Origin of the sequence: Pseudarthrobacter sp. O4, from assembly GCF_050157025.1 — a bacterium.
GTDB lineage: Bacteria > Actinomycetota > Actinomycetes > Actinomycetales > Micrococcaceae > Arthrobacter.
Map to the genome: position 1 here is coordinate 287,508 of NZ_CP189591.1, position 16,806 is coordinate 304,313.

The following is a 16,806-nucleotide window of genomic DNA, read 5'->3' on the forward strand; positions in this document are numbered from 1 at the left end:
CTCAGTCCTCCTCAGCGAGCAATGCCACGATGTCGGCGTCCTCAAGGCGGCGGAATGCGCGGCGGGTGCCGCGGCTGCTTTCCGAACCGCGGTCCAGTACGGCAACTTCCACAGCCGACGCCGGCAGGGTGGTGGTTTCCTTGTCCGCCACGAGTCCCGCCAGGGCGAGCCGGATGGCGGCGGCGAAGTCGAGCTCGCCCTGCCAGCCGGCCGCGACGGCCTCGGCTACCTTGTCCGCCTGGCCACCCATCACCACGAATCCCTTTTCGTCGGCGATGGACCCGTCGAAGGTCAGCCGGTACAGGTGGTCCTGGTCCTGGCTGGAGCCAACCTCGGCCACGGCGAGTTCGACTTCGAACGGCTTCTGTTCAGCGGTGAAGACGGCGCCCAGGCTTTGCGCATACACGCTGGCCAGTCCCCTCGCCGTGACATCCTCGCGGTCGTAGGAGTAGCCGCGCACATCGGCATACCGCACCCCGGCCTGGCGCAGGCTTTCAAACTCGTTGTACTTGCCGACGGCGGCAAAGGCGATCTTGTCGTAGATCTCGCCGATCTTGTGCAGTGACGGAGAGGGGTTTTCCGCCACGAGGGCGATCCCGTCCCGGCAGCTGACCACCACCACCGAGCGGCCCCGTGCGATGCCTTTCCGTGCGAAATCCGCACGGTCCTTCATCAGCTGTTCTGGAGATACATAGAACTGCTGGGTCATCTCAGGCCTCCCGCTGGGCTGCGGCCCGGGATTCTATGATCGCGCCGGCCACCGCGGCGAGTTCCCGGTCCGGGACCCGGACGGCGCCGGAACGGTTGACGGTGTAGACCACCGGCCAGAGCCGCCGGACCGGGTCCGGGCCGCCGGTGGCGGAGTCGTCGTCGGCGGCGTCATAGAGGGCCTCGACGGCGATGGCGACGGCTTCATGTTCGGAGAGGTTGGGCCGCCACAGCTTTTTCAGCGCGCCGCGGGCGAACATGGAGCCGGAGCCCACCGTGTGGTGTTCCTGTTCCTCGTAGCGGCCGCCGGTGACGTCGTAGGAGAAGAGGCGACCGACTCCGGCCGGCAGGTCGAAGCCGGCGAACAGCGGGATGACGGCCAGTCCCTGCATGGCCATCGGCAGGTTTCCGCGGATCATCGCGCCGAGCCGGTTGGCTTTGCCCTCGAGGCTCAGCAGGGTCCCTTCAATTTTTTCGTAGTGCTCAAGCTCCACCTGGAACAGCCGGGTGAGGTCGAGGGCGATCCCGGCGGTCCCGGCGATGCCCAGCACCGAGTACTGGTCCGCCGGGAAAACCTTTTCGATGTGCCTGCTGGCGATCACGTTGCCCATCGTGGCACGCCGATCGCCAGCCATCAGCACTCCCCCGGCGTAGCTGAGGGCGACGATCGTGGTCCCGTGGGGCACCTGAAGCGGTGCGGCGTTCGCCGCCAGGGTTCCGGGCTGCGGTTGGCCGAAGGGGAGTTGGCCGAAGTGCAGTTGGCCGAGAGGCAGTAAACCCGGCCGCTCGCGCTGCAGGTGCTCGGTGAAGGAGGACGTCGCGTTGGCTGCTACCTGGTTGGCTGTGGTTTCCTGCACTGGTGCACTCCCTCAACGTGGTGGATCAACGACTTCCTCAAGCCCGGTCCCGCCCTCATCCGGCGGCCGGCCGCGGCCTTATTGGCCGCCCTTTTGGACGAAGGCGCGGACGAATTCCTCGGCGTTGGATTCAAGCACGCCGTCGATCTCATCGAGCAGATCGTCCACGCCCTGCGTGGCGGCTGATGCCTGCCCTTCCGCGGGTGCCGGCGGGGCGGCGGGGACGTCCTCGTCAACCTCGGTGTCGCGCGACTGCGGCTGCTGCTGCTCCTGGCCTGCCATTGTTTTCTCCTTCTGTCCGTCCCTATTTTTTCGAAGGGACATCCTGTAGCAATACTGCCACGCCCGGGGCGTCGGCGGGGGCCTTTGCTCCTACGAACCGGGGCTGAGCCCGAGGAGCTCGGCGAGGAACGGTCCGGCCTCCCGGTGCCGGGCAAACAGGCCGCCGGTGAGGGCCTCCGTACCCCGCAGCGGCTCACGGGTGGGGACGCGCTGGAGCCTGCCGCGGCCGGGCACATCGAAGATCACGGAGTCCCAGCTGGCACCGACGAGGTCGGATCCGAAGCGGCTGACGCAGCGTCCCCGGAAGAAGGCCCGGGTGTCCGACGGCGGTTCGGTCACCGCCCGGGCGATGGTGGCGTCGTCGACGATCCGCTTCATCCGGTCGCGGGCGAGCAGGCGGTAGTACAGCCCCTTCTCCGGCCGGATATCCGCCCACTGCAGGTCCACCAGACCCAGCCGGGCGTTGTCCCAGTCCAGCCCGTCGCGGTCCCGGTAACCCTCCAGCAGGGAAAGTTTGGCCAGCCACTCCACGGAGGAGGCGGCGGCAGCCCGGTCGCTGCCCAGTTCGGTCAGGGTGGCGGACCAGCGCTCCAGCACGGCGTGGGTGTGTCCGTCGCCGTCCACGGCATCGGCGACGCCGGTGTCCTGGGCGTGCTTTGCGGCCGCCTCATAGTAGATCCACTGCAGGTCCAGGGCGGTGATCCGGCGGCCGTCGAGCAGGCGCAGGGTGGCCGTGAGGGAGGTGTCGTGGCTGACGGCCTGGAGTGCACCGACCGGCTCGTGGACCTCCAGCCGGGGGGCCAGTCCGGCCTCGATCAGGCTCAGGACCATCGCGGTGGTGCCGAACTTGAGGTAGTTGGACGTCTGGCTCAGGTTGGCGTCGCCGATGATGACGTGGAGCCGGCGGTACTTGTCGGCGGTGGCGTGCGGTTCGTCACGGGTGTTGATGATGGGACGGCGGATCGTGGTCTCGAGGCCGACTTCGGTCTCGAAGAAGTCCGCGCGCTGGCTGATCTGGTAGCCGTGCCGGGAGCTGTCCTGCCCCCGGCCTACCCTGCCGGAGCCACAGATAATCTGGCGGGTGACAAAAAACGGGGTCAGGCCGCGGACGATGTCACCGAAGGGGACGGTGCGGGGCATGAGGTAGTTCTCATGGGAGCCGTAGGACACCGACTTGTTGTCCGTGTTGTTCTTGTAGAGGTTGATCGGCGGCAGTTCCGGGTCGCCCGCCAGCCGCCGCACCGCGGCCAGGGCCACAAGGTCGCCGGCGGCGTCCCAGGCGACGGCGTCGCGCGGGTTGGTGACCTCCGGGCTGGAGTACTCGGGATGGGCGTGGTCGACGTAGAGCCGGGCACCGTTTCCCAGCACCATGTTCATCAGCAGTGTGCCGGCTTCGTCCTCGCCGTCGTGGTCCAGTTCGGCCCGGCCGTAGGCCAACGCAACCGCCTCGGCGTCCAGGACCGGCGGCTGGTCCGTCAGCTGCTCCGGGTCGGCGGCACTCCGCTCCAGGGTCCAGCCCCGGGCGTCGTGCAGCGGCTCTTCGTCGGTGTAGTCCCAGCGGGTTTCCGCTCCGCCGGCGGCACGCTGCCGCGTCACCTGGGCGTAGGCCTGGATCACCCGGGCCGACATCATGGTGGCGTTGGCCCCCGGCGCGGAGGGCGCGTGGATGCCGTATTCCGTCTCCGAGCCCATCACCCGCATGGCGCCGCCCGCGGGCAGGCCGCCGGAAACGTCCGCCGGACGGCCGGTCGCAGGTGCCGTCACAGGTACTGGCCCGTGCTGGGCATCGTCTCGATGGACTTCCCGGGCTCCTGGCCCGCCTTGCCCTGGACGATGGTGCGGATGTACGTGATGCGCTCGCCCTTCTTGCCCGAGATCCGTGCCCAGTCGTCCGGGTTGGTGGTGTTCGGCATGTCCTCGTGCTCGCGGAACTCGTCGACGACGGCCCGCAGCAGGTGGTCGATGCGGATGCCCTTCTGGCCGACGGTGAGCAGGTCCTTGATCGCGTACTTCTTGGCCCGGTCCACGACGTTTTGCACCACGGCGCCGGAGTTGAAGTCCTTGAAGTAGAGCATTTCGGTGTCGCCGTTGGCGTACGTCACTTCGAGGTACTCGTTGGACTTGTCGGTCGAATACATCGCCTCGACGGTCCGCTGGACCATCGCGTCCACGGTGGCCTGCACGTCGCCGTCGTGTTCGGCGAGGTCGGACTGGTGGAAGGGCAGGTCGACGGTGATGTACTTCTGGAAGATGTCCGCCGCGGCTTCGGCGTCGGGTCGCTGGATCTTTACCTTCACGTCCAGCCGGCCCGGCCGCAGGATGGCCGGATCGATCATGTCCTCCCGGTTGGAGGCCCCGATCACGATCACGTTGTCGAGCCGCTCCACGCCGTCGATCTCGCTCAGGAGCTGCGGGACAATGGTGGTTTCGACATCCGAGGAGATGCCGGTGCCGCGGGTGCGAAACAGGGAGTCCATTTCGTCGAAAAACACGACGACGGGGCTGCCCTCGGAGGCCTTCTCCCGGGCGCGGGCGAAGATCAGCCGGATGTGCCGTTCAGTTTCGCCGACGTACTTGTCGAGCAGCTCCGGGCCCTTGATGTTCAGGAAGTAGCTCTTCATGTCCGTCTTGCCGGTGCGCTCGGCTGCCCGGGCCGCCAGGGAGTTGGCGACGGCCTTGGCGATCAGCGTCTTGCCGCAGCCCGGCGGGCCGTAAAGCAAAATGCCCTTGGGGGCCTTCAGCCCGTGCTCACGGTACAGATCCGGATGCAGGAACGGGAGCTCGACGGCGTCGCGGATCTGCTCGATCTGGGGTCCCAGGCCGCCGATATCCTGGTACGTGATGTCCGGAACTTCTTCGAGGACAAGGTTCTCCACCTCGGAGCGCGGTATTTTCTCGAGCGCGTAGCCGGTGCGGGAGTCGATGGAGAGGGCGTCGCCGACCCGGAGATTCTGGGCCAGCAGGGCGCCGGAGAGCCGGATGACACGTTCCTCGTCCGCGCGGCCCACCACGAGGGCGCGGTCCGGGCCCAGCATTTCCTTGAGCGTGACAAGGTCCCCGGCCCGCTCGTAGCCCAGACCGGCCACTACGAGCAGCGCCTCGTTAAGCAGCACTTCCTGGCCGACCGCGAGCTGGTTCATGTTCACCAGCGGACTGATCCCCACCCGCATCTTGCGGCCGGCATTGAAGATGTCCACCGATTCCTCGGTGGCTGCCTGGCCGCTGTTACCTGCCGTGGGCTGGCGTTTCGGGTTCAGCTGCAGCACCGTGCCGAAACTGTAAGGCGGCTGGCCCTCCTGGTCGAGGGCGTTCTTAAGCCGAAGGATCTCAGCCTTCGCCGCCTCCAGCATGCCCACGAGTTTAGAGTTGTTTTGCGTCGCGGCGGCGAGCTGGCGGTCAATATGCCGGAGTTTGTCCCGGAGGATATTGACCTGCCGCTCGGCCACGGACAGCTCGTTGGCGGCGTAGCGGTCACCATCGGCACCTTGTACCGCCGATCGTGCTGCCGTTTCCGCTGCATCGTCTGCCGATGTGCGGCCCGGGTCGGTGTTCGGAGTCTCCATCGTCTTCAGCCCCTTCCTGCGCTTCTATTAAGACATTAGCCCCAAGACGCCGGGTGCTGCTGAAGACTTCCGGAATTCGGACTAGTTTGTCGCGTCGGGGTCATCCTTGACGTTGGTACCGGCGATGGCGTCCCGGGCTGCCCGGCGCAGTTTCTTGTCCGAGACGGCACGCTCCCCGACGGCGCCGGGGGTCCAGGCGTTGACGTCCTCTTCGTTGAAGCCGGTCTTGGAGGGGCGGCGCTTGACGGAGATGCCGGTGACGCCGTCGGCCAGCCTGCGCGTGACGAGCAGGAATCCGGTGTGGGCAACCATGCGGTGGTCCGGGCGGACCGCCAGGCCCTCCAGGTGCCAGCCACGGACCATGGACTCCCAGGCGTCCGGCTCGGTGAAGCGGCCGTCTGCGCGGATGGCCTCGGCGGTCCGGGACAGCTGCGTCACAGTCGCGACATAATTGATCCACACGCCTCCGGGAGCGAGCACCGTGGCGACGGCATCCAGGCACTCCCAGGGCGCGAGCATGTCCAGGACCACGCGGTCCACGGAGCCCGGCGCCTCGGTGCGGACCACTTCCTCCTGAAAGTCACCGAGGGAGATCTTCCAGGCCGGGTGCGGGCCGCCGAAAATCGTTTCGACGTTGCCGCGGGCAATGTCGGCGAATTCCTCCCGGCGTTCGAAGGAGTGCAGGTAGCCGTTGTCCCCCACCGCGCGCAGCAGCGAAATGGACAGCGCCCCGGAACCGACCCCGGCCTCCACTACGCGTGCGCCGGGGAAGATGTCCGCCATGGTCACGATCTGGCCGGCGTCCTTGGGGTAGACCACTGCCGCGCCGCGGGGCATCGAGAGCACGAAGTCCGAGAGGAGGGGGCGCAGGGTCTGGTACTGCTGGCCGACGTTGTTCACCACGACGGAGCCGTCCGGCTTGCCGATGATCTCGTCATGGTTCAGGAAACCGCGGTGCGTGTGGAAGGCGCCGCCCGCTTCCAGGCTGATCGTGTTCATCCGTCCGCGCTCGTCCGTGAGCTGCACGCGCTCCCCTTCACGGAACGGGCCGCGCCTGCGGGCGGCACCGACCGGCCCCGTCGAGATGGCACCCAGGCTGCCGGCCGGGCCCGCCGCGGTGCTGGTAGCCGCGGTGCTGGTAGCTGCGGTCTTGGCTGCGCCGGTGTCGGCCGGGCTGGCGTTGGCGGCGGTGTCGCTGCTCATGAAGAATTCCTCGCTCCTGTAAAGCTGTGTGGCCGCGGATCTGCCGGCGGTCCGGCTGCTTGTGCTTGGGGTCTGTGCCTGGGGACTTTGCGCCCAGGGCCGGAAATTCACAGCCGGCAGGTAACTCTACCCGTTCCGGCCGTAGATCCGTCCGCCGCCCCGGGGATTCTTGCCGGTGATGGCGTCCAGGACGGTTGATTGCCGGAGCAGCCCGGTGACGGTTCCGTCCCCGTTGACAACGGCGTACTCCTGGCCGTCGAGCTGGGCCAGGTACTCGATCAGCTCCTGGCCTTTTGACCATTCGGGAACATAGGCCCCGACGCCGAGGGCGTACGAGACGGCCGTGAGCGGCGTGGTGGCCGCGGCTGCGGGCGGCACCGTGGCGACAGCGCCGGCGTCGACCACCGCCACGGGGCGGCCGTCCTGGGCACACAGCACGACGGCGGGCGCTGCGCCCGGGGCGGAGTCCCGTGCCAGGTCCTGCAACTCTGCGACCGTGGCGGTTTCGGGAAGGCCGACGGCGGGCTCGGCGAGGGCGCGCGCGTCCACGAGATGCAGCCGCCCGCGCAGACGCGCCTGCTGGATCGACGCGGTCGCGCCCATCCAGAGGAAACTGCCCACAAGGACCGTGATGAGCATGAGCGAAATGTCCGGGCGCTCACCGCCGAGCAAGGGCAGGGCGACGAACCACACCACGAGTGCGATCACGATGATCCTGCCGGCCCAGCCGGCTGCCACGGTGCCTTTCTCCTGGCTGCCGGTCGCCTTCCAGACGGCGGATTCCACCAGCCGGCCACCGTCCAGCGGAAGTCCGGGCAGGACGTTGAAGATGCCGATCAGCAGGTTGGCCCAGACAAAGATGTTGGCCAGGATGCCCGCTACGCCGCTGAGGTTTCCGCTGGTGAGCAGCACCCAGCCGCCCGCGGCCAGGACGAAGTTGGCGGCGGGTCCGGCCAGGGCCACCAGGACGGACCGGCCCGGCGAGGCCGTGAAACTCTCGAACTGGGTGTGGCCGCCCCACAGATTGAGGACGATCTTCTCGGTGGGCCAATGATAGATCTTGGCGGTCAGGGCATGCGCGAGTTCGTGCACCAGCACCGAGATCAGCAACAGCACGGCGTAGGCAAAGGCCACGAAGAAAGCGGCGAGGCCCAGATCGGGATTGTTGCGCTGGAGCACTGGCCCGTAGACGATCACGGTGAAGGCGCCGATGATGAACCAGGAGTAGGAAAGGACGACGGGGATACCGGCGATCCGGCCCAGCGGGATCCCGTCCTTGCGCGTATCCGCGGCCTTGCCCGGCTGTCCCTGGGTGCCGGTGTCCGTCATGGGGCCAGGCTCCCGCTGGCGCTTTCCAGCCCGAACGTCGCGTCCGGAAACTCGTGGCGGAGCGCCACGAGCTCTTCGAGGTCGGACACGGTGCGCCCTGCCAGGGTGTCCCAGATGGCGTGGCGGGGATCAGGCGGGAGCGGGACGATGTGCGGAATCGCCACGGTCAGGACACCGGAGGCCACCGCCGCGGCTACTCCGGGTGCCGAGTCCTCGAGCGCCACGCAGTGCTGCAGGCCGAGCTCCGGATCTGCCTGCTGGAGGAGTTCGACGGCCAACAGGTAGGCCTCGGGGTGGGGCTTCCCCTGCGTGACGGTGTCTCCCGTGACGAGGAAGTCGAAGTAGGGCTTGGGCAGGCTGGCCACTATTTCCCGGGCCAGCGGGGCCTCGGACATGGTCACGAGGGCGCAGCGGACGCCCGCGGTGTGGAGCTCATCGAGCAGTTCCCGGGCCCCCGGCCGCCAGGGCACCGAGGTACGGACGCGGCTGATGACGTGCTCCGTGAGGGTGTCGATGATTTCGCGGCGCTCCAGCTTGACGCCGGCCTCCTGCAGGATCCCGGCGGAGAACGTGAGGGACTGGCCCACGAGCTGCGTGGCCTTCTCATGCGACCACTGCCCGCCGTGGGCGGCGACGAGGGTGTGTTCGGCTTCAATCCAGTACGGCTCGGTGTCGACAATGGTGCCGTCCATGTCCCATAGCGCGGCTTTGAGAAGGGGCTGGGAAGCTGAGGATCGCATGCCCTCAAGTCTACGGTGCGGCGTTGTTTCGCCGCCCGGTACTACGCCCACGGCGAATACCAGGTACCGCGTGGCCCGCTCCGGAGCGGGTTTCACCCGCCGGAGCAAGATTTCCGGCGCTTCATTCCATGCGTGTGCCGGGTCCTTGGACGTAGGGTGAGGAAATGAATAGCTTCGAGGGAGACACCACGGAAGCGGGCGGCGTGCCGGAGCCGGAGCGGCTTCTGCAGCCGGTGCCCGAGGGCCAGCGCATCACGGTGATGCTTGCCGCCTTCGAAGGCTGGAACGATGCCGGCGAGGCTGCAAGCGATGCCCTGCGGTATCTGAACAAGTTGTGGGGCGGCAAGAAGGTCGGTTCGATCGACGCCGATGAGTATTACGACTTCCAGTTCACCCGGCCGACCATCCGCCGGACCTCCTCTGGCGACCGGAAGATCAAGTGGCCGTCCACCCGGATCTTCAAGGCCAGCGTTCCGGACTCCAAGGTGGACGTCATCTTCGTCCAGGGCACGGAGCCGTCCTACAAATGGCGTGCCTACACCGCCGAACTGCTGGTCCATGCGGAGGCGCTCCATGTGGACTACGTGATCCTGGTGGGTGCCCTGCTCGCTGACGTGCCCCACAGCCGGCCGATCCCGGTGAGCGCGTCCACGGACGACGGCGCCCTGCGCGAACGGATGGACCTGGAGGCCTCGCAGTACGAGGGGCCGGTAGGGATCGTCGGGGTGCTGGCCGAGGTGGCGCTGCTGGCCGGGTTGCCCACGGTCTCCCTCTGGGCCGCCGTGCCGCACTACGTGGCCCAGGCGCCTTCGCCCAAGGCCCAGCTGGCCCTGCTGCACCGGATTGAGGAGCTGTTGCAGGTTCCGCTGGACACCACGGAGCTCGTCGAGGAGTCGGACGCGTGGGAGCGCGGCGTCGACGAGCTCGCCACCGAGGACCCTGAGATTGCGGCCTACGTCCGCCAGCTGGAGGAAGCGAAGGATACCGCCGACCTCCCTGAGGCGAGCGGCGAGTCGATCGCGCGGGAGTTCGAGCGCTACCTCAAGCGCCGCGGCAAGGACAAGCCCTAAGCGGAGCCCGGCAGGCAGCCGGAGCCGGCCCGGAGATTCAGCCGGCCCGGCGGCTCAGACGGCCCGCGGCTCAGGCGGTCAGAGTTCGACGCCGAGGAGCGCGTTGACGGCGTCGCTGACCAAGGCAGCGTCTCCGGCCGCGCCGGTACCGCCGCCGTTGAGGGCAGTCCGGGCCCATTCGTCCACGGCGTCGAGTGCGCCGGGGGCATCGAGGTCGTTGGACAGTTCGGCGCGCATGCGGGCCACGAGCGCGGCCGCCGAGCCCGCGGGGGCCACGGCAAGGGCCTCACGCCAGGCGCGGAGACGGTCCTTGGCCGCAGCGAAGCCGGCGCCGGTCCAGGACCAGTCCGTGCGGTAGTGGTGCGCCAGGATGGCCAGGCGGATCGCGGCCGGGTCCTCTCCGTCGGCGCGGAGCCGGGAGACCAGCACGAGGTTTCCCTTGGACTTGCTCATCTTTTCGCCGTCGAGGCCCACCATGCCGGCATGGGCGAAGTGCCGTGCCAGCGGCACCCCCGCCAGGGAATAGGCGTGGCCGGCACCCATCTCATGATGGGGGAAGATCAGGTCCGAGCCGCCGCCCTGCACGGTGAACGGCGCGGGCAGGTACTTCTGGGCGATGACGGTGCATTCGATGTGCCAGCCGGGACGCCCCTCCCCCAGCGCGCCGCCGGGCCAGCGCGGTTCGCCCGGGCGGGCAACCCGCCAGAGCAGCGGGTCCAGTGCCTGGCGCTTGCCGGCACGGCCGGGATCGCCGCCGCGCTCGGCGAAGAGCTCAAGCATCTGGGCGTCTGACAGGCCGGAGATGGCACCCAGCGTCCAGGCGTCTTGGGTTTCCGGGGCGTGCTTGCCGGCGGCTTCGACGTCGTAGTAGACGTCACCGTCGGGCTCGCCGTCGCCGCCGCCGCCGCCGGCCACGCGGTACGCCAGGCCCCGCTCCACGAGCCGTTCGATCGCGGGAACAATCATCGGAATCGCTTCGACGGCGCCCACGTAGTGGTCCGGAGCGAGCACGTTGAGGGCTGCCATGTCTGTCTGGAAGAGTTCGATCTGGCTCGCGGCCAGCTCGCGCCAGTCCACGCCAGTCGCCGTCGCACGCTCCAGCAGCGGGTCGTCGACGTCGGTCACGTTCTGGACGTAGGAGACCTCCTGCCCGCCGTCGCGCCAGGCGCGGTTGAGCAGGTCAAAGGCCACGTAGCTGGCGGCGTGGCCCATATGGGTGGCGTCATACGGGGTGATCCCGCAGACGTACATCGACTGTTCGCCGGTGGCCGCCAAGGTGGCCATGCCGCCCTTGGCGGTGTCGAAAAGGCGCAGGGCAGGCATGCTGCCCGGGAGCTGGGGAACAGGGCGGGAGGTCCAGGATTTCACAGACCAAGCCTAGTGCTAGGCGCTGATGACATTGAAACCGAGCAGCAGATATAGCGCCATGCCCAGGAAGATCCGGTACCAGACGAACACGCGGTAGCTCCGGGTCGAGACATACTTCAGGAACCAGCCGATGATGACGTAGCCGACCACCAGGGCGATGACGGTGGCGAGGGCGGTTTCCGGGAGGCCGTAAGGTCCCGTGATGCCCTCCTTGGAGAGCACCTTGTAGAGCTGGTACAGCCCGCTGCCGAACACGGCGGGGATGGCCAGCAGGAAGGAGTAGCGGGCCGCGGCCTCCCGGGTGTAGCCCATCAGCAGGCCGGCGGTGATGGTTCCGCCGGAGCGGGAGACACCCGGGATCAGCGCCATGGCCTGCGCGAGCCCATAGTAGAGGCCGTGTTTATAGGTGAGCTGCGTGAGGTCGCGGTCCTGGCGCCCGACGGCGTCCGCTACGGCCAGGAACAGGCCGAAGACGATCAAGGTGGTGGCAACGATCCAGAGGCTGCGGAGCACGGACTCGATCTGGTCCTGGAACAGCAGGCCGAGGAAGATGATCGGCAGGCTGCCGAGGATCACCAGCCAGCCCATCCGTGCGTCCGGGTCCTGCCGCGAGACCTCGCCGCGGAGCGATCCGAACCAGGCTTTCACGATCCGCACGATGTCGCGCCAGAAGTACACGATCACGGCGGTTTCCGTGCCCAGCTGGGTGATGGCGGTGAACGCCGCGCCGGGATCGGCCGCATGTGGCAGGAAGGAGCCGACAATCCGCAGGTGGGCGCTGGAAGAAATCGGGAGGAATTCTGTCAGGCCTTGCACAAGGCCCAGCAGGGCCGCTTCAAACCAGTTCACGTTTATAGACCCTACGTCATGAACCTTTCCGAATCCCCGTAAGCTTGCTGACATGCAGCAGCGTTATGTCGGCAACAGTGGGTTGCGCGTGTCCGCCCTCTCCCTTGGCACTATGTCCTGGGCCCGGGAGACCGATGAGCAGGATGCCTCCGGGCTGCTCCGCACGTTCGTGGACGCGGGCGGCACCCTGATCGACACGGCCGCCTCCTACGCCGGCGGCCAGGCCGAGGCCATGCTGGGCGGCATGCTGGGCGATGTGGTGGCCCGGTCAGAAGTGGTCATTTCCACGAAGGCAGGACTTTCGTCGGACGAGCGGCGCAGCGTTGACACCTCCCGGAATGCGATGCTCTCCGGTCTGGACGCGAGCCTTGCCAGGCTCGGCACCGACTACGTGGACATCTGGTTTGCCCAGGCCTGGGATCCCAACGTCCCGCTTGAGGAAACCCTGTCCGCGCTTGAGTTTGCCCTCCGCTCCGGCCGGGCCCGGTACGCAGGCGTCTCCAACTTCAATGGCTGGCAGACGGCAAAGGCAGCCGCGGTGGCGGGCTTCCCGCTCATCGCAAACCAGTCCGAGTACTCACTGGTGCACCGTACCCCGGAGGCCGAGCTGATTCCGGCAATCGAGGACGCGGGACTCGGTCTGTTGGCGTGGGGGCCGGTAGGCCGCGGGGTGCTGACCGGAAAGTACCGCGGGCACATCCCGGCGGATTCGCGGGCGGCGCACTCGCGGCTGGCCAGCTACGTCGAACCGTACCTCGAGAGTGCCGCCTCCAGCGTGGTGGAAGCCGTGGCGATGGCGGCGAAAGGACTCGGCCGGACGGCCCTGGATGTCTCCCTCGGCTGGCTGCTGTCACAGCACGGAGTTGCCGCCGCCATCGTGGGCGCACGGACCCCCGTGCAGCTCAAGGAACTGCTGGATGCGACGCTGGCACCGCTGCCGCCGGAGATTGCGCAGGCGCTGGAGGACGTGTCCAGCCCGGCCTGAGCAGACACTGCCGATCCGGCCGGGGTCAGTCCTCGTCAGCCGGGTCAGTCCGCGAGGATCTCGAGGTCTTCCTCGTCGTCGACGTCTTCCTCATCGTCCTCTTCGCCGTCGTCGTCGATCACCTCAAGTGGAGTAACTTCGCCATACGCTTCATAGAGTGAATCGTCGTAGACTTCAAAGGCGTCAGCAACGGCAAAAAACGCCGCCTCGACCGCGGGGTCCCCGTCGCCCCGGCGCGCCGAAGCGGCGGCCAGGTGTTCTTCCAGGGCGGCGGTCAGGGACTGCAGCGCGACACGCGGATCGATGCTCATGACTTCACGTTAGCCGGAAAAGGACGAAAATGGAGAGCAATGAAGGAACATTTTCTGAGCAGTTCGGTCCGGCGGGAGCGGGACTACCTGAAGCAGTACGAGTACCTCGTACTGACCGTCAGTCCTGAGGATTCCCTGTCCGAGGCCCGCCGCCGCCTCGTGGAGCATTCCGAGTACGGCAAGTGGGAACTGGAGCGCAGCATCCTCTATCTGGGCGGCGGACGGCGCTTCTGGCTCCGCCGTAAGGTCATCCAGGTCCAGCGGACCGTGTGATACTCAGGGGTCGGGCGCCCGCACTGCGCAGCCCGCACAAGGCGAGACCGCAGCGCCGTCGACCGCGGTGCCGCACACCTGCTTCTTCGAACACCTGGCCGAGAAAGGCCTGCACTTCGTCGGATCCCTGCCGCCCTCGGACCACCCCGGCCTGAGAGCGGTCGACGCGCTCGGCGCTAACCGGCGCGCCGTACTGACGGGTTCACCGAACCTGCACGCCAAACAATCAGCAGGGTTCGACCAGACCTGGCCAAAGCCACCCGCCAACTGACCGAACTGGCCGCGACCCTGGCCCGCGGCAGGGACCAGGTCCAGACCGCGGTCGACAAAATCCTCCGCCCCACCGGGACAGCCGGGCCATCACCACGACCCCTGGCCGGGAACACCCCTGCCGAATTCCGCCTGGCCTGGACCATGGACGATCAGGCCCGGCAGGAGTTGGAGGCCGAACTTCTCGGCAAACGCATCTTGGTCACGGACCACCAGGACTGGCCGGTCGCCGAGGTCGTGGCCGCCTACCGCCCCCAGCCCGAGGTCGTGACCGGCTCACCGCCAGCTCAAGGACACCAAAACCGTCTCCTTCTCGCCGATTCCACTGGTCCGAACCGAAGCTCCGCGTCCACGCCTTCTACTGCGTCCTCGCCCTGGCCATAGCGCACCTGATGCGCCGCCAAGCCGGACTCCACCTGAGCGTCCGGGAACTGCTCTCGTCGCTGGTGTCCATTCAGGAGACCGTGCTGCTCTCCACCGGCCGCCGCCCCAAAGCCCGCCGCATGCTCACCGACCACGACGAAACCGCCGCCAACCAGCCACGCTCTTCGGCATTGAAGCCTACGCTCTCAGGGGACCCGCCTGCTGACCAGGATAAACGTCACTGCCCCCGCATTAGCCCCGAATCTCCCGCTGGACGGCGAGTTCTAGGGGTCGATGGACGCGTTGGAGCCGCCGGCGGCGGCTGCCAGCACGATCCGTGCCCCGGATCAAGTCCCGTTACTCGGTCCGGGCGGAACCCGCACGGCCCTCAGTGCCGCTTCCTCAGTGGCGGACAGGACAATCTGGAACGGAGAAGAGAGAACCATGGAACCGTTGTCCACCCGCCAGGGCCCGGCGTCGAAAGCGACACGCCGCCTGCCTGGAAACCAGCGGGCAAAATGGACCCATGGCCAAGATCCCCGACTCGACGAAAAACTCCCTGCACCAGCGCTTGACCGACCGCGCCAGGGGCCGCTGGCCGCAGATCGAACGGATCAACACCCGCTACCGGGCCGGCTTCGCCTACGTCGACGCCGTCCTGCCCTGCGGAGAAATCCAGCAGCTGTGCCGGCTGCGCTACGCCGGCTACGCCAACCAGTGGGGCTTCGCCATCTACCGTGCCAGCCACGACGACTACGAGGACTCCTGGCTGCCCGCCGGGGACCTGGCCTGCACTGCCGAGCAAGCCCTCGACACCGCCTGCGGCCTGTATCTCGCCGACCCCACCGCCTGGACCTGAACCCCGACGAATAAACGAACATGACCACTAGCACGAGCCGACGGCGACGACCAGCTGCCGCCGGCGCCGCCCGAAAATGTCGGTGCCTCCTGAGATGCTTTCGGTATGGATAGCAGAACAGCCTGGAGTGCGGAAAGCAGGGAGGCCCTGGCGGCCGTCGCCGCGTCCGCTGCTGTGCTTGCTGCCTTCACCGGCGCCGGCGCGGACCGCACTGATCCGCCCGGGGCCGATCCGCTGCGAAACGCCGATCCGCTGCGGAATCTGGCGGATGCCTGCCTGGACGGTCTCGCCGAGGTGGCCCGGCTGGAAGCCCGGACCGCCGCGCTGAAGGTGAGGCTGGCCGCCGAATACGTGCAGGCAGCCAGGGCCCTGGCCTCACCGGCGGCGTCCCCGCAGGAACGCACCGCCCAGGAGATGGCCCTGGTCGCCGAGGTCGCCTGTGTCCTGACCGTCAGCGAACGGACCGCCGGAGCCCTCCTGTCCGAATGCCAGGCCCTGACGACGGCGCTGCCGCTGACCCTGACGGCCCTTCAGGCCGGGACGATCTCCTGGCAGCACGCCCGGATCATCGTCGACGAAACCAGCAGCCTGGATCCCGCCGGAGCGGCCGCGCTGGAAGCGCACTTCCTGGACCCCGGCGCCTCCAACCCCGCCCGCGGGTGCCGGGCCGGGGACCTCGTCCCGTCCCGGTTCCGCGCCAAAGCACGCGCCTGGCGGGAACGCCACCACCTGGTCAGCATCGAAAAACGCCACACCAAAAGCGCCGAGGACCGGCGCGTCGAATACATCCCGGACCGGGACGGCATGGCCTGGCTCTCCGCCTACCTCCCGGCAGCTACCGCCGCAGGGATCTGGGAACGGACCACCGCCGCCGCCCGCGCCCTCCAGGGCCCGGCCGAGGCCCGGCCGCTGGCCCAGCTCCGCGCCGACATCACCGCCACCTGGCTCCTCACCAGCCACACCACCGGCACCGGCACCACCAGCGGCGGAACGGCCGGCGGCGGAACCGGCACGGGCGCGGGTGTGGCCGGGGGCGTGGCCGGGGGTGTCCCGTCCCCGCGGGCGCAGGTCCTGATCACCGTCCCGGTCCTGTCCCTCCTGGGCGCCACCGACGAACCCGCCACCCTCGACGGGTACGGGCCGATCCCGCCGTCGATGGCCCGCCGCCTGATCGCCGACGGCGCCGACTCCTTCCACCGCGTCCTGACCGACCCCCGCGACGGCGCACCCCTGGAAATCGGACGGACCAGCTACCGCGTCACGAAGGCCCAGCGTCAATGGCTCCGGCTCCGCGACGGCAAGTGCCCCTTCCCCGGCTGCAGCAACCACTCCCTGGACAACGAAGCAGACCACCTCCTGGCCTGGGCCGACGGAGGCAACACCGGCATCTCCAACCTCGGCCAGCCCTGCCCCAGACACCACCGCCTCAAACACAGCTCCGCCTGGACACCAACCGAAGCCAGCAAAGACAACCCACCAGGGTGGACCTCACCCTCAGGCCGGCACTACCCCAGCGAACACCAGGACTGGGAACCACCCCACTGGCCACACCACACCCTGACCACGGACACAGGCCCGGACCCCGGCCGGGATCCCGAACCGGGACTGCCCCCGGACCCCTTCCCGGACTGGCACCAATTCACGGCTTGGGACTCATTCACAGCCTGGCACCCATTCCCCGCCGCAGACCCAGACGATCCAGGCTGGCCAGCGCCCTTCGACGACCCCTTCCCGGAATGCCTCCTGTTCCTCACGGCTTCAGGCAGCGCGTAGCTA

Annotated in this window: 16 protein-coding genes; 5 read left to right on the top strand and 11 right to left on the bottom strand. The window is 68.2% G+C overall.

Annotated elements, in window-relative coordinates:
* Position 1 precedes the first annotated feature (1 nt).
* The 8 genes from prcA to ACQCSU_RS01360 form a co-directional block, all read right to left on the bottom strand.
* The gene (gene prcA, locus ACQCSU_RS01325; protein WP_426977823.1) at positions 2–709 is read right to left on the bottom strand and encodes a proteasome subunit alpha; all 708 of its coding nucleotides are present in this window, start codon (positions 707–709) and stop codon (positions 2–4) included.
* Between the two features lies 1 nt (position 710).
* Positions 711–1,565, bottom strand: a complete 855-nt coding sequence (gene prcB / locus ACQCSU_RS01330) for a proteasome subunit beta (protein WP_426977824.1) — start codon at positions 1,563–1,565, stop codon at positions 711–713.
* 78 nt (positions 1,566–1,643) lie between these two features.
* Positions 1,644–1,847, bottom strand: coding sequence for a ubiquitin-like protein Pup (locus ACQCSU_RS01335; RefSeq protein ID WP_024365265.1), 204 nt, complete (start codon positions 1,845–1,847; stop codon positions 1,644–1,646).
* Positions 1,848–1,937: 90 nt separating this feature from the next.
* Positions 1,938–3,611, bottom strand: a complete 1,674-nt coding sequence (dop, locus tag ACQCSU_RS01340) for a depupylase/deamidase Dop (protein WP_426977826.1) — start codon at positions 3,609–3,611, stop codon at positions 1,938–1,940.
* Entirely contained in the window at positions 3,608–5,410 is a 1,803-nt protein-coding gene (gene arc, locus ACQCSU_RS01345; protein ID WP_426977827.1) for a proteasome ATPase, read from the bottom strand. The genes dop and arc overlap by 4 nt, the downstream gene beginning before the upstream one ends.
* A gap of 81 nt (positions 5,411–5,491) precedes the next feature.
* A complete protein-coding gene (locus tag ACQCSU_RS01350; RefSeq protein ID WP_426977828.1) occupies positions 5,492–6,613 on the bottom strand; it encodes a tRNA (adenine-N1)-methyltransferase in 1,122 nt (373 codons plus the stop codon).
* A 126-nt stretch (positions 6,614–6,739) separates the two neighbouring features.
* A complete protein-coding gene (locus tag ACQCSU_RS01355) occupies positions 6,740–7,942 on the bottom strand; it encodes a site-2 protease family protein (protein WP_426977829.1) in 1,203 nt (400 codons plus the stop codon).
* Entirely contained in the window at positions 7,939–8,682 is a 744-nt protein-coding gene (locus ACQCSU_RS01360; RefSeq protein ID WP_426977830.1) for an HAD family hydrolase, read from the bottom strand. Before ACQCSU_RS01360 ends, ACQCSU_RS01355 begins: the two co-directional genes overlap by 4 nt.
* A gap of 164 nt (positions 8,683–8,846) precedes the next feature.
* On the opposite strand from ACQCSU_RS01360, the gene ACQCSU_RS01365 reads away from it, so the two are divergent.
* Positions 8,847–9,752 carry a PAC2 family protein gene (locus ACQCSU_RS01365; protein WP_426977831.1) on the top strand — a complete coding sequence of 302 codons (906 nt, stop codon included), beginning with the start codon at positions 8,847–8,849 and terminating at the stop codon, positions 9,750–9,752.
* A 78-nt stretch (positions 9,753–9,830) separates the two neighbouring features.
* Here ACQCSU_RS01365 and mshC read toward each other — a convergent pair whose 3' ends face one another.
* A complete protein-coding gene (gene mshC, locus ACQCSU_RS01370) occupies positions 9,831–11,120 on the bottom strand; it encodes a cysteine--1-D-myo-inosityl 2-amino-2-deoxy-alpha-D-glucopyranoside ligase (protein WP_426977833.1) in 1,290 nt (429 codons plus the stop codon).
* A gap of 15 nt (positions 11,121–11,135) precedes the next feature.
* Positions 11,136–11,969, bottom strand: a complete 834-nt coding sequence (locus tag ACQCSU_RS01375; RefSeq protein ID WP_426977835.1) for an undecaprenyl-diphosphate phosphatase — start codon at positions 11,967–11,969, stop codon at positions 11,136–11,138.
* Between the two features lie 52 nt (positions 11,970–12,021).
* Between ACQCSU_RS01375 and ACQCSU_RS01380 the strand changes: the two genes are divergently transcribed.
* Positions 12,022–12,954: an aldo/keto reductase gene (locus ACQCSU_RS01380; RefSeq protein ID WP_426977836.1), complete on the top strand. Its 933-nt coding sequence runs from the start codon at positions 12,022–12,024 to the stop codon at positions 12,952–12,954.
* Positions 12,955–12,998: 44 nt separating this feature from the next.
* On the opposite strand, the gene ACQCSU_RS01385 is transcribed toward ACQCSU_RS01380, so the two are convergent.
* Positions 12,999–13,265 (bottom strand): hypothetical protein, encoded by a 267-nt coding sequence (locus tag ACQCSU_RS01385; RefSeq protein ID WP_426977837.1) that lies wholly within the window; start codon positions 13,263–13,265, stop codon positions 12,999–13,001.
* A gap of 39 nt (positions 13,266–13,304) precedes the next feature.
* Here ACQCSU_RS01385 and ACQCSU_RS01390 point away from each other — a divergent pair, with 39 nt between their 5' ends.
* The 3 genes from ACQCSU_RS01390 to ACQCSU_RS01400 all read left to right on the top strand — a co-directional run bounded on the left by ACQCSU_RS01390 (position 13,305) and on the right by ACQCSU_RS01400 (position 16,803).
* A complete protein-coding gene (locus tag ACQCSU_RS01390) occupies positions 13,305–13,538 on the top strand; it encodes a DUF5703 family protein (RefSeq protein ID WP_426977838.1) in 234 nt (77 codons plus the stop codon).
* A gap of 1,159 nt (positions 13,539–14,697) precedes the next feature.
* Positions 14,698–15,030, top strand: a complete 333-nt coding sequence (locus ACQCSU_RS01395; protein WP_426977839.1) for a hypothetical protein — start codon at positions 14,698–14,700, stop codon at positions 15,028–15,030.
* A 105-nt stretch (positions 15,031–15,135) separates the two neighbouring features.
* Entirely contained in the window at positions 15,136–16,803 is a 1,668-nt protein-coding gene (locus ACQCSU_RS01400; RefSeq protein WP_426977840.1) for a DUF222 domain-containing protein, read from the top strand.
* The last annotated feature ends 3 nt before the right edge of the window (positions 16,804–16,806 follow it).

Coding starts and splice junctions, on each gene's coding strand:
- ACQCSU_RS01335 (WP_024365265.1), bottom strand. CDS start 1,847: ATGGCAGGCCAGGAGCAGCAGCAGCCGCAGTCGCGCGACACCGAGGTT.
- ACQCSU_RS01385 (WP_426977837.1), bottom strand. CDS start 13,265: ATGAGCATCGATCCGCGTGTCGCGCTGCAGTCCCTGACCGCCGCCCTG.
- ACQCSU_RS01380 (WP_426977836.1), top strand. CDS start 12,022: ATGCAGCAGCGTTATGTCGGCAACAGTGGGTTGCGCGTGTCCGCCCTC.
- ACQCSU_RS01390 (WP_426977838.1), top strand. CDS start 13,305: ATGAAGGAACATTTTCTGAGCAGTTCGGTCCGGCGGGAGCGGGACTAC.
- ACQCSU_RS01355 (WP_426977829.1), bottom strand. CDS start 7,942: ATGACGGACACCGGCACCCAGGGACAGCCGGGCAAGGCCGCGGATACG.
- ACQCSU_RS01395 (WP_426977839.1), top strand. CDS start 14,698: ATGGCCAAGATCCCCGACTCGACGAAAAACTCCCTGCACCAGCGCTTG.
- ACQCSU_RS01365 (WP_426977831.1), top strand. CDS start 8,847: ATGAATAGCTTCGAGGGAGACACCACGGAAGCGGGCGGCGTGCCGGAG.
- ACQCSU_RS01350 (WP_426977828.1), bottom strand. CDS start 6,613: ATGAGCAGCGACACCGCCGCCAACGCCAGCCCGGCCGACACCGGCGCA.
- prcA (WP_426977823.1), bottom strand. CDS start 709: ATGACCCAGCAGTTCTATGTATCTCCAGAACAGCTGATGAAGGACCGT.
- ACQCSU_RS01360 (WP_426977830.1), bottom strand. CDS start 8,682: ATGCGATCCTCAGCTTCCCAGCCCCTTCTCAAAGCCGCGCTATGGGAC.
- arc (WP_426977827.1), bottom strand. CDS start 5,410: ATGGAGACTCCGAACACCGACCCGGGCCGCACATCGGCAGACGATGCA.
- ACQCSU_RS01400 (WP_426977840.1), top strand. CDS start 15,136: ATGGATAGCAGAACAGCCTGGAGTGCGGAAAGCAGGGAGGCCCTGGCG.